This is a genomic window from Sanguibacter sp. Leaf3, assembly GCF_001425965.1.
Classification (GTDB): Bacteria; Actinomycetota; Actinomycetes; order Actinomycetales; family Cellulomonadaceae; genus Sanguibacter; species Sanguibacter inulinus.
The window spans coordinates 1,130,186-1,142,009 of record NZ_LMRH01000001.1 but is presented as its reverse complement, the minus strand read 5'-3'; the positions used below and the strand labels follow the sequence as shown (position 1 = coordinate 1,142,009).

Below are 11,824 nucleotides of genomic sequence, written 5' to 3'. Positions count from 1 at the left end.
CAGGGCGGTTCCCGCTAGAGTCACGCACATGGAGCCCTCGGCAGGTCGTCCGCAGCACGGTGAAGATCCCGCTGAGCGTCCGGAGCAGGGTGAGAGTCCAGGCCGGCGCCAGCAGCACGGCGAGAGCGCGGCCGCGGACCAGCAGCACGACGAGCGCCCGCGAGGCCTGAGGCTCCGGCTGGAGTCCTTCGCCCGGCGGTTCTCCCCCACAGGGCTCGTGCTCGCCCTCACCTGCTACTGCATCTCCATGACGCCGTCGCTCATCCCCCGCGGCTGGTTGTTCCAGGGGCTGCTCACCGGGCTGTCGATGATCGCAGGCTACGCGGCCGGCGCCTTCCTCGGCTGGGCGACCCGGCGGCTCGGCTTCCACGCGCGGTGGGACGCGGGCACCACCCGGACGCTCTGGTTCGTGCTCGCCGGGCTCACCGCGGTCCTGGTGCCGTGGTTCCTCGTCCTCGCGTCCCGCTGGCAGGGCGACCTGCGCGCACTCTTCGGCATCGAGGCGACCCCCGAGTCGCACGTCATGCTCGTGGTGCTCCTCGGCGTCGGGCTCGCGCTCGTGCTGCTGCTGGTCGCCCGCGGGCTGCGCTGGTGCAGCCGGCGCGCCGGAGACCTCCTCGGCCGGTGGGTCCCGGCCCGCGTCGCACGGCTCGTCGGGGCGGTCGCGGTCACGGTGGTCGCCGTGCTGCTCGTCAACGGGACCCTGATCAACGGGGCGATGACCGCCCTGAAGAACATCAGCGCCGCGACCGACGCGGGCACCCCCGACGGTGCTGTCGAGCCGACGTCACCGCTGCGGTCCGGGTCGCCCGAGTCCGTGGTCGACTGGGACGACCTCGGGTTCCAGGGACGCGGCTTCGTCAGCTCTGGGCCGAGCGTCGAGCAGATCGCCGACTTCGCGGCGGGCGGCGACGTCGTGGCAGCCGATGACGTGGTCGAGCCGATCCGCGTCTACGCAGGGCTCCAGTCCGCCGAGGACATCGACGCCGTGGCCGCGCTGGTCGTCGACGAGCTCGACAGGACCGACGCGTGGGACCGCGAGATCCTCGTCGTCGCGACGACCACCGGGACCGGGTGGGTCGACCCGTCGATGTCCCAGACCCTGGAGTACATGCACGGTGGTGACACGGCGATCGCCGCCATGCAGTACTCCTACCTGCCGAGCTGGGTGAGCTTCCTCTCCGACCGCGACACCCCGCCCGCCGCCGGCAAGGCGCTCTACGAGGCCGTGTACGACGCGTGGCTCGAGCAGCCCGAGGACTCCCGGCCCTTCCTCGTCGCCTACGGTCTCTCGCTCGGCAGCTTCGGCGCGCAGGGTGCCTTCAGCGGTCTGCAGGACATGACCGAGCGGACCCAGGGGGCGCTGTTCGTCGGCACGCCGAGCTTCACGCCCAACTGGGCGTACTTCACCAAGAACCGCGACGCCGGCAGCCTCGAGTACAGCCCTGTCTACGAGGGCGGGCGCCAGGTCCGCTTCGGCACCGAGCCCGGCAGCGGGGCGGACGTGTGGGACATCCCCGGGACGTGGGAAGAACCCCGGGTGGTCTACCTGCAGCACGCCTCCGACGCCGTGATCTGGTGGTCCCTCGACGTGCTCTGGCGCGAGCCCGACTGGGTGTCAGAACCCGGGCCCGACCGTCTCGAGATGACCTGGGTCCCCGTCGTGACCTTCTGGCAGGTCACCTTCGACATGTTCGTCGCCGGCAACGTGCCCCAGGGCCACGGCCACTCCTACCACCTGGCGTACTCCGACGGCCTCGCGGCGCTCGGCGCACCAGAGGGCTGGGACGACGCTGACACGGCCCGGCTCAAAGAGCTCATGTCCGGAGTCCCAGACGAGAGCTGACGCCCCCGCTCACACCTCGAAGACGTAGCCCATGCCCGGCTGCGTGATGATGTGGCGCGGCGCCGAGGGGTCAGCCTCGAGCTTGCGGCGGAGCTGGGCTGTGTAGACGCGCAGGTAGTTGGTCTCGGCGGAGTACGACGGGCCCCACACCTCGTGGAGCAGCTGCACGCGGCCGACCATCTTGCCGCGGTTGCGGACCAGCACCTCCAGGAGCGACCACTCCGTCGGGCTGAGCCTGACGTCCTCCCCGGCGCGCTGGACCTTGCGGCGTGCGAGGTCGATCACCAGGTCACCAGCCTCGACCACGGGGGTCTGCACCTCGTCGACGGGCGCGGCCCGCCGCACAGCAGCGCGCAGCCGGGCGAGCAGCTCGTTCATCGCGAAGGGCTTGGTCACGTAGTCGTCGGCGCCCGCGTCGAGGGCGTCGACCTTGTCGTCACCGAGCTGGCGGGCCGAGAGCACGACGATCGGCACCCGGCTCCACCCGCGGATCCCGGCGATGACGTCGAGGCCGCTCATGTCCGGCAGGCCGAGGTCGAGGAGCACCACGTCGGGCTGGCTGCTCGCCGCCGCGTCGAGGGCCTCGGCGCCGTTCGTCGCGGTCGTGACGACCCAGCCGTGGGTCCGGAGGTTGATGGCGAGGGCACGCACGAGACCGGCGTCGTCGTCGACGACGAGGACTGCGGTGCCGGGGACCGCAGCCGAGGCTCCAGCTGCACCCGCGGCCGTCACAGCGAGCCGCCGTCGCCGGAGAGTGCCGAGCCACCAGACCCGGCGTCACCGGACCGCGCGACCTCGGACTGCCGGGGCGAGACCGTCCCGACCGACACGTCAGACGTCTCGGCACGGTCCAGGTCGTCAGCTCTGGCGACGGCGTCAGCAGTACCCTCCGCAGTCGGCACCGTCAGCACCATCGTCAGCCCACCTCCCGGGGTGTCGTCGACGACCAAGGTAGCCCCGACAGCCCGCACCAGGCCCTGCGCCACGGCGAGGCCGAGGCCGAGGCCGTCGGGCGAGGTGTCCCCCAGCCGCTGGAACGGCTCGAACATGCGGTCCTTGCGCTCGTCGTCGAGACCGGGCCCGCGGTCGACCACCCGGATCTCGACCTCGCCCGGCCGTGCCGAGGCCGTGACGAGAACGGGCACCCCGGCCGGGGAGAAGCGCACAGCGTTGGCGACCACGTTCGCGACGGCGCGCTCGAGCAGCCCGGCGTCGGTGAGCACGAGCGGCAGGTTGTCCGGGACTGCGAGGTCGACAGCCCCCGCACCGAGCCCCTCGACCGCTACGGGGACGATCTCGTCGACAGACCTCGCCTGGAGCACGGCCCGCACACTGCCGGTCTGGATGCGGGACAGGTCGAGCAGGTTCGCGATGAGCGCCTCGAGACGCGCGGTCGACCCGCCGATGGTGTCGAGAAGCGCCTCTTCATCCTCGGGGGCGAGCGCCACGTCGTGTGCACTGAGCCCGTCGATCGCCGCCCGGATCGAGGCGAGCGGTGTCCGCAGGTCGTGGGACACAGCGGCGAGCAGCGCCGTGCGGGTCGCGTCGGCCTGCTCGAGCACGGCAGCCTGCGACGCGGCCTCGCGCAGCCGCCTGTACTCCAGGACGATGCCCGCCTGGGCCGCGAAGGCTTCGAGGACCTGCTGGTCGCTCGCCGGGAGCGTCCGCCCGACGACCACCAGACGGCGGTCGTCGTCGATGCGCACCGTCGACGTCGAGGCGTCCTCACCGCCGCGCTGCCCGGCACGGTAGGTGCAGGCGACCGTCTCCCACGGAGCCTTCGCCCCCGCGCGTTCCTCGAGCCGGACCTCGGACACCGCGAAGGTCTCCGCCAGCCTGGACACCACGGCGTCGGCCGAGTCGTCCCCAGACAGCACCGAGCGGGACAGCGCCGCGAGCGTCGAGGCCTCCGCCCGCGCCCTGTACGCCTGGGCGGTCCGGCGCGCCGCGAGGTCCACGACCGAGGCGACCGACACCGCGACCACCACGAACACGACGAGGGCGAGGGCGTTCTCCGGGCTGGAGACCGTGAGCATCCCCGTCGGCGGGGTGAAGAACCAGTTGACGCAGACGAAGGACAGCAGCGCCGCGGCCACGGCCGGCCACAGCCCGCCGACCAGCGCGACCCCGACGGTCCCGGCGAGGAACAGCATGAGCTCGGTGGTCAGCGACACATCGCCGCGGAACCACCACACGAGCCCCGTGAGGAGTGCCGGCAGCACGACCGCGAGCGCCCACCCCGACACCTGCCGGGCCCAGGACAGCGCAGACCACCGTCGGCGCAGCGGCGACCCGGACCGTGCCTGCTCGTGCGTGACCAGGTGCACGTCGATGCTCCCGGCGAGCTGGGCGGTCTGGGTGCTCGACGAGCCGAGCAGCGCCTCGCGCACACGCGAGTGCCTGGACACGCCGACGACGATCATGGTGGCGTTGACGCCCCGCGCGAAGTCGACGACGGCCGACGGGACGTCTTCACCGACGACCGTGTGGAAGGTCCCGCCCAGGGCCAGGGTGAGCTCGCGGTCGGCGGCGATCGCTGCGGGTGGCGCCGACGGCAGGCCGTCGGTCGCCAGGACGTGCACGGCGAGCAGCTCGGACCCGGCGGTCCGCTGGGCGATGCGCGCCCCACGGCGCAGCAGCGTCTCCCCCTCGGGTCCGCCGGTGACGGCGACGACGATGCGCTCGCGGGCCGGCCACGTCCCGTCGATCGCGTGGTCGGAGCGGTAGCGGGTGAGGGCGTCGTCGACGCTGTCGGCGAGCCACAGCAGCGCGAGCTCGCGCAGGGCGGTGAGGTTGCCGACGCGGAAGTACGAGGACAGCGACGCGTCGATCTGCTCGGCGCGGTACACGTTGCCGTGCGCGAGCCGGCGGCGCAGGGCGTCGGGCGACAGGTCGACGAGCTGGATCTGGTCGGCGGCCCGGACCACGTGGTCGGGCACGGTCTCGCGCTGGCGGACGCCGGTGATGGCGTGCACGTCGTCACCGAGGGACTCCAGGTGCTGCACGTTGACCGTCGTCACCACGTCGATCCCGGCCTCGAGGAGGTCGGTGACGTCCTGCCAGCGCTTGGGGTGCGTCGACCCCGGCGCGTTGCTGTGCGCGAGCTCGTCGACGAGCACCACCTGGGGTGCGCGGGCCAGCACGGCGGCGACGTCGAGCTCCCCGAGCTCGGTCCCCCTGTAGGAGATCACCGCACGTGGCAGCACCTCGAGGTCGCCGACCTGCTCGGCCGTCGCCTGCCGTCCGTGGGTCTCGACGAGCCCGACCACCACGTCGGTGCCGCGGTCGCGGCGGCGTCGGGCCTCGTCGAGCATCGCGAAGGTCTTGCCCACGCCGGGGGCGGCCCCCAGGTACACCGTGAGCCGCCCCGTGCGTGTGTCACCCATCGTTCGACCTCATGAGGACATCATGCCCAGCGCGAGGTTGAGCTCGAGCACGGAGACCCGCGGCTCGCCGAGGAACCCGAGGTCGCGGCCCTGGGTGTGCTCGGCCACGAGCGCCCGGACCGTCGCCTCGTCGAGGCCGCGGGCCTGCGCGACGCGCGCCACCTGCTGCTCGGCGTACTCGGGCGAGACGTGCGGGTCGAGCCCCGAGGCCGACGCCGTGAGCGCGTCGGCGGGCACGGCGGCCGGGTCGGTGCCGTCCTGTGCTGCCACGGCTGCTCGGCGCTCCTCGATCGACGCGACCAGGTCGGGGTTGAGCGGTCCGAGGTTCGAGCCCGCCGATGCGAGGGTGTCGTACCCGTCGCCAGCAGCCGAGGGACGCGGCTGGAAGTACTCGTCCCCGGTGAAGGCCTGCCCGACCAGCGCCGAGCCGACGGCGTCGGAGCGCGACGTGGTCCGATCCCCCGAGGCCGTGAGCAGCGAGCCCTCGGCCTGCCAGCGGAAGGCCACCTGCCCGACCCCCCACACCGCCAGGGGGTAGACGACCCCGAGCAGGACCGTGAGGACCACGAGCACCCGGAGCCCCGCGAGGCTCTGCCGGGCAAGAGATACCGCACCGCGGCGGGTGCTCAACGAGCGAGCCCCTGCGGGCTGGCGTGCGGAGAAGTTGTCGTGTGCCATGTCAGCCGATCCCAGGGAGAAGCGAGGCGAGCAGGTCGATGAGCTTGATGCCGAGGAACGGGGCGACCAGGCCGCCCAGCCCGTAGACGAGGAGGTTGCGACGCAGCATGGTCGACGCCGACGCCGGTCTGTAGGCGACCCCGCGCAGCGAGAGCGGGATGAGCACCACGATGATCAGCGCGTTGAAGATCACCGCGGAGACGATCGCGGACTCCGGGCTCGAGAGCCGCATGATGTTGAGCACCTCGAGCTGGGGGAAGACCACCATGAACATCGCCGGGAGGATCGCGAAGTACTTCGCGATGTCGTTGGCGATCGAGAAGGTGGTCAGCGCCCCGCGCGTGATGAGCAGCTGCTTGCCGATCTGCACCACCTCGATGAGCTTGGTCGGGTCCGAGTCGAGGTCGACCATGTTCCCGGCCTCCTTGGCCGCGGAGGTCCCGGTGTTCATCGCGACACCCACGTCGGCCTGCGCGAGGGCCGGGGCGTCGTTCGTCCCGTCCCCGCACATGGCCACGAGGTGACCGCCCTCCTGCTCCCGCCGGATCAGCGCGAGCTTGTCCTCCGGCGTGGCCTCCGCGAGGACGTCGTCCACCCCGGCCTCCTCAGCGATCGCCCGGGCGGTGATCGCGTTGTCACCGGTCACCATGACGGTGCGGATGCCCATGGCACGCAGCTCGTCGAAGCGTTCGCGCAGGCCCGTCTTGACGACGTCCTTGAGGTGGATCACCCCGAGCACCTGCGCGGGTCCGGCACCCGTCTGCCGGGCCACCACCAACGGTGTCCCGCCCGACGCGCTCACCCCGTCGACCAGGGTCTGCACCTGGTCGGGTGTGTGCCCCCCGGTCGAGTGCACCCAGGCGTGGACCGCGCTCGCGGCCCCCTTGCGGATGCTGGTCCGCGGGGTGGAGGCCGTGCCCGTACGCTCGGCCGGGCTCACGTCGATGCCGCTCATCCGGGTGGTCGCGCTGAAGGGGACGAGCTCGACCACAGCCCCGTCGTCCTGCGTGGTCGCCGCGACGTGCTCGGCGTACCCGGCGTCGACGAGCGTGACGACGCTGCGTCCCTCGGGCGTCTCGTCGGCGAGCGACGCGAGCCGGGCAGCAGAGGCGAGGTCGGCGATCGTGGCTCCGGGGGCGACGAGCAGGTCGCTCGCCTGGCGGTTGCCGTAGGTGATCGTCCCGGTCTTGTCGAGGAGGAGCACGTCGACGTCACCGGCGGCCTCGACGGCCCGGCCCGACATCGCGAGGACGTTGCGCTGCACGAGACGGTCCATCCCGGCGATGCCGATGGCCGAGAGCAGCGCACCGATGGTCGTCGGGATGAGGCAGACGAGCAGGGCCGTGAGGACGAGCAGCGACTGGCGCGACCCGGAGTACACGGCGAAGGGCTGGAGGGTGACGACAGCCAGCAGGAAGATGATCGTCAGCGACGTGAGCAGGATGTTGAGCGCGATCTCGTTGGGGGTGCGCTGACGCTCCGACCCCTCGACGAGGGCGATCATGCGGTCCACGAAGGTGGACCCTGCGGCCGCGGTGATGCGCACGACGATCGTGTCGGAGAGCACCACGGTGCCGCCGGTCACGGCCGAGCGGTCGCCGCCGGACTCGCGGATGACCGGCGCGGACTCCCCCGTGATGGCCGACTCGTCGACCGACGCGGCGCCCTCGATCACGTCTCCGTCACCGGGGATCACCTCGCCGGCCCGCACGACGACCACGTCGCCGACGGAGAGCGAGGACGACGCGACGTCGACGGTCGGCAGCGCGAGCAGGTTGCCCGTGTACCGGGTCGTGTCGACAGGGGCGTCGACGCGGCGGGCCGTCGTCTGGGTCTGGGTGGCGCGCAGCGACGAGGCCTGCGCCTTGCCGCGGCTCTCGGCGATGGACTCGGCGAGGGTCGCGAACAGCACGGTGGCCCACAGCCACACGACGATGGTCACGGCGAAGACCGACGGGTCCGCGACGGCCAGGACCGTCGAGGCGACGGCGCCGATCTCGACGATCAGCAGGACCGGCGAGTCGAGCAGCTCGCGCGGGTCGAGCTTGCGGAAGGCGCCGGGCAGGGCGGAGCGCACCTGCGGCCAGGACAGGCTCGACGCGCGGCGTCCGGAGGTCGCTGCCGCGGATCCGCCAGGCTGCGCTGCGACGTCGGCGCCTGGCGCGACGGGGTCGGTGGTCGAGCCTGCGGGAGGTTGCTCCGCGTGCTGGTCGGTCGGCTGCTGTGCGGCCGGGTGACGGGTGGCTGGGCGGTTCATGAGAGCGACTCCACGATCGGACCGAGGGACAGGACGGGGATGAAGGTGAGACCGACGACGACCAGCGCGACAGACCCGAGCAGCCCCGCGAAGAGCGGCTGGTGCGTGGGCAGGGTGCCTGCGGTCGCAGGGACGGTCTTCTGGCTGGCGAACCTGCCCGCGAGCGCCAGCACGAGGGCGATCGGCACGAAGCGCCCGACGAGCATGAGGACGCCGAGCAGCGTGTTGTAGAACGGCGTCGCGACGGTGAGACCTGCGAAGGCTGATCCGTTGTTGTTCGCTGCCGAGGTCATTGCGTAGAGCACCTCGGAGAGACCGTGCGGGCCGGCCTCCTGGATGCCGGCCTGGCCTGCGGGCAACGAGATCGCCAGGGCCGTGCCGACGAGGACGAGCAGCGGGACGGTGAGGATGTACAGCGCCACGAGGGTGATCTCCTGGCGGCCGATCTTCTTGCCGAGGTACTCAGGTGTCCGTCCGACCATGAGACCGGCGATGAACACCGCGACGATCGCGAGGACGAGCATGCCGTAGAGGCCGGACCCGACACCGCCGGGGGCGATCTCGCCGAGCAGCATGTTGAAGACGGCGACACCGCCGCCGGGTGCTGTGAGCGAGTCGTGCATCGAGTTGACCGCACCTGTCGAGGTACCTGTCGTCGCGGCGGCGAAGAGCGCCGAGCCAGCGGTGCCGAAGCGCAGCTCTTTGCCCTCGAGCGCACCGCCTGCGGCCTGGGCCGCGAGGCCTGGGCCGGACATCTCGGCCCAGGTGAGCAGGGCCGCCCCGGCGAGGAACAGCGAGCCCATGACCGAGACGATCGCGAAGCCCTGGCGGGTGTCGCGCACCATGAGGCCGAAGGCCCTCGGGAGCGTGAAGGGGATGACGAGCAGCAGGAAGATCTCGAGCAGGTTGCTCACCGGCGTGGGGTTCTCGAGCGGGTGGGCGGAGTTCGCGTTGAAGAACCCGCCGCCGTTGGTGCCGAGCTCCTTGATGGCCTCCTGCGAGGCGACGGGTCCGCCGAGCATCGACTGCGTGCCGCCCGAGAGGGTCTGGACCGTGCTGTGCGGGTCGAAGCTCTGGATGACGCCTGTCGCGAGGAGCGCGACCGCGGCGAGCAGAGCCATCGGCAGCAGCACCCGGACGCAGGTGCGCGTGAGGTCGGACCAGAAGTTCCCGACGCGCCCGTCCGTGCCGGACCGCGCGAAGCCGCGGACCAGGGCGATGGCCACCGAGATGCCGACAGCAGCAGAGACGAAGTTCTGCACGGCGAGCCCGACCATCTGGTAGACGTGACCGGCTGCGGCCTCACCCGAGTACCACTGCCAGTTGGTGTTCGACACGAAGGACACCGCGGTGTTCCACGCCCCCGCGGGGTCGAAGGCGCTCACGCCGAGGTTCATCGGCAGGTGCTCCTGCAGGCGGCCCAGCGCGTACAGGGCCAGCAGAGACACGAGAGAGAAGCCCAGCAGGGAGAAGAGGTACGAGGTCCAGCGCTGCTCGGCGTCGGCGTCGACGCGCATGAGGCGGTAGCCGAGACGCTCGACCTTCAGGTGGCGCGGGGAGGTGTACACGTGGGCCAGGTAGGCACCGAGCGGCAGGTGCACAGCGGCGAGGGCCGCGACGAGCAGGGAGATCTGCCCGACGGCTGTCCAGGTCTCACTCATGGTCATCGCCCCCGACCGGCGCGCAGCAGCACCGTGAAGAGGTACCCGAGCACCACGACGGAGACCGCGAGGGCCACCCAGTCGGCGGCGCTCATGACGCGTCCCTGTCGCCGGAGCGACGGGCGACGAGGGCGACGGTCGCGAAGAACGCGACCGTCAGGAGGATGTAGGCCAGGTCGGCCATGTCTGTCACGCCTTCGGACGTCAGGACGACCGCGGGTCCGGCGGTCGGCGCACACGAGAGGTGCACACCACCGGTCTATCCGGGCTGGAGGGTCCCGGACGTCGGCGTTGACGGTTCCTTGACGTGCGGTGACAGGTCCCTGACGGGTCTCTGACGTCAGAGACCGAGACTCCCCCTCTCGGGCGTCGTCGCCGGTGTCGTGCCAGTCCGTGCACCATCCCGCCACCGGACCGGCCGGTGCGTGGGCTCTCCTTCTGGAGCGACACCGGCACCACGCCCACCGGGTGAAAGAACACCCCGCCGCGTCATGCGGCCTGGGCTCGCGGGTCTCCACTCATGACGCACCAGCCGTCGCTCGACAGCCGAGAGCCCGCAGCACCTGTCACGGGCACTGTCCACAGCAAGGAGCACCGAGTCTCATGCACCCCCCGATCTCGAGCCCAGAGGCCCGCACCGGCAGACCCGCCGCAGCACCAGCCCGCACCGGCTCTGCCGCCCCGGCCCTCCGGGCCGTCCACCGTCCCCGTGGCGTCCGCAGGGTCGTCGGTGCGCGCGCGGTGCGCCGAGCCTCCGTGACCGCGCTGATCGCCGGTCTGCTGCTCGCCCCCACGGCCAGTCTCGCCTCGGCCGCAGAGCTGCCGCCGGCTGTCACGGCGGCGACCTTGTCGACCACGACCTTCGGCCCGTGGGACGGCGTGCGGCTCGACGTCGAGTGGGCTGTCCCCGACTCGGCCCAGCCCGGTGACACCTTCACAGTCGACCTGCCGCCCGAGCTCGTGCCGGTCTCGACAGTCCCCTTCGACCTGCTCGGGCCTGACGGGGTCGTGGTCGCACGTGCCGTCTGGCAGGGCAGCACCGCAGTCGTGACACTGACCGACTACGTCGACGGACGGACCGGGGTGGGTGGCACAGGCTTCTTCGAGGTCCAGTGGAACACCGAGCTCTTGGGCACCGACCCCGTGACCACCGTCGTCACGATCGCCGGGCGGTCGGTCACCGTGACCATGACGGGGCCGGGCACAGGCCCACCCAGCCCGACCGCCGCGAAGTGGGCGTACTGGAACCGCCCCGACCAGGGCACCACGGAGCCCGGCGAGGCCCTCACGTGGGAGGTCCGGCTGCCCGCGTCCGACGCCGGTTCGGGCGGCCCTGTCACCGTGACCGACGACCTCGGTCCCGGGCAGGCGATGGTGTGCGGGACAGTCCAGGTCCGAGCCGTCTCGAGCGCACCAGAGTCACCCGTCACGTGGTTCGGCGAAGACTCGCCCGAGCGCATCGTCGACCTCGACTGCGGGCCCAGCGGCCTGACACTCGTCCTCGACGAGATCCGCGCCGACGAGTTCGTCACCCTCTCCTACGCCGTCGACCTCACAGACCCGTCTCTCGGCGAGTACACCAACGTCGCAGAGATCAGCACCACGACGGACAGCACCGTCGTCGGCGCCGAGAAGCAGCGCGCCGCCGCTGGCGGCGACGGCTCGGGCATCACCGAGGAGACCCCGGGGCCCGAGCCGACAGACCCCGAGCCCACGACCAGCGCGCCGACCGACCCTGCACCGACCACCCCGCCAGCGCCCGAGACCGTCGCACCTCCGGCGCCAGCGGACCCCCAGGCCCCCGGGACGCCCGTCCCCACCCATCCTGGTGTCGCACGCGTGACCTCGCGGCCGACGGCCGGGACCTCTGACCTGGCATCGACAGGCAGCTCGGCTGCCACCCTGGTCCCCGCGGCAGCAGCGCTGCTCGGAGCCGGAGTCGCATCGGTCTGGTCGGTCCGCCGCCGCCGAGGACATGTCCGTCACGAACGCTGAC

The 11,824-nt window shown here is 72.0% G+C and carries 8 protein-coding genes; 2 read left to right on the top strand and 6 right to left on the bottom strand.

All coding sequences use genetic code 11. The features are described from left to right. Positions 1-28: 28 nt before the first annotated feature. Positions 29-1,846, top strand: a complete 1,818-nt coding sequence (locus ASG53_RS04900; RefSeq protein WP_082543785.1) for an alpha/beta hydrolase — start codon at positions 29-31, stop codon at positions 1,844-1,846. Between the two features lie 9 nt (positions 1,847-1,855). Here ASG53_RS04900 and ASG53_RS04895 read toward each other — a convergent pair whose 3' ends face one another. The 6 genes from ASG53_RS04895 to ASG53_RS19780 are packed head-to-tail and all read right to left on the bottom strand — an operon-like array spanning position 1,856 to position 9,923. Beyond that, positions 1,856-2,578 (bottom strand): response regulator, encoded by a 723-nt coding sequence (locus ASG53_RS04895; RefSeq protein ID WP_056129189.1) that lies wholly within the window; start codon positions 2,576-2,578, stop codon positions 1,856-1,858. Continuing rightward, entirely contained in the window at positions 2,575-5,232 is a 2,658-nt protein-coding gene (locus ASG53_RS04890) for a DUF4118 domain-containing protein (protein WP_056129186.1), read from the bottom strand. The genes ASG53_RS04895 and ASG53_RS04890 overlap by 4 nt, the downstream gene beginning before the upstream one ends. A 9-nt stretch (positions 5,233-5,241) precedes the next feature. Next, positions 5,242-5,910 (bottom strand): potassium-transporting ATPase subunit KdpC, encoded by a 669-nt coding sequence (gene kdpC / locus ASG53_RS04885; protein ID WP_235533832.1) that lies wholly within the window; start codon positions 5,908-5,910, stop codon positions 5,242-5,244. A gap of 1 nt (position 5,911) precedes the next feature. Continuing rightward, the gene (kdpB, locus tag ASG53_RS04880; RefSeq protein WP_235533831.1) at positions 5,912-8,167 is read right to left on the bottom strand and encodes a potassium-transporting ATPase subunit KdpB; all 2,256 of its coding nucleotides are present in this window, start codon (positions 8,165-8,167) and stop codon (positions 5,912-5,914) included. Continuing rightward, on the bottom strand, positions 8,164-9,834 hold the full coding sequence (gene kdpA / locus ASG53_RS04875; RefSeq protein ID WP_082543784.1) for a potassium-transporting ATPase subunit KdpA: 1,671 nt from the start codon (positions 9,832-9,834) through the stop codon (positions 8,164-8,166). Before kdpA ends, kdpB begins: the two co-directional genes overlap by 4 nt. Then, a complete protein-coding gene (locus tag ASG53_RS19780) occupies positions 9,831-9,923 on the bottom strand; it encodes a potassium-transporting ATPase subunit F (protein WP_156382663.1) in 93 nt (30 codons plus the stop codon). The genes kdpA and ASG53_RS19780 overlap by 4 nt, the downstream gene beginning before the upstream one ends. Before the next feature lie 508 nt (positions 9,924-10,431). Here ASG53_RS19780 and ASG53_RS04870 point away from each other — a divergent pair. Beyond that, a complete protein-coding gene (locus tag ASG53_RS04870; protein WP_056129180.1) occupies positions 10,432-11,823 on the top strand; it encodes an Ig-like domain-containing protein in 1,392 nt (463 codons plus the stop codon). The last annotated feature ends 1 nt before the right edge of the window (position 11,824 follow it).

Bases quoted from the DNA above. Each gene is read 5' to 3' on its own strand.
- ASG53_RS04900 (WP_082543785.1), top strand. From the start codon at position 29: ATGGAGCCCTCGGCAGGTCGTCCGCAGCACGGTGAAGATCCCGCTGAG.
- ASG53_RS04890 (WP_056129186.1), bottom strand. From the start codon at position 5,232: ATGGGTGACACACGCACGGGGCGGCTCACGGTGTACCTGGGGGCCGCC.
- kdpC (WP_235533832.1), bottom strand. From the start codon at position 5,910: ATGGCACACGACAACTTCTCCGCACGCCAGCCCGCAGGGGCTCGCTCG.
- kdpB (WP_235533831.1), bottom strand. From the start codon at position 8,167: ATGAACCGCCCAGCCACCCGTCACCCGGCCGCACAGCAGCCGACCGAC.
- kdpA (WP_082543784.1), bottom strand. From the start codon at position 9,834: ATGACCATGAGTGAGACCTGGACAGCCGTCGGGCAGATCTCCCTGCTC.
- ASG53_RS19780 (WP_156382663.1), bottom strand. From the start codon at position 9,923: ATGAGCGCCGCCGACTGGGTGGCCCTCGCGGTCTCCGTCGTGGTGCTC.
- ASG53_RS04870 (WP_056129180.1), top strand. From the start codon at position 10,432: ATGCACCCCCCGATCTCGAGCCCAGAGGCCCGCACCGGCAGACCCGCC.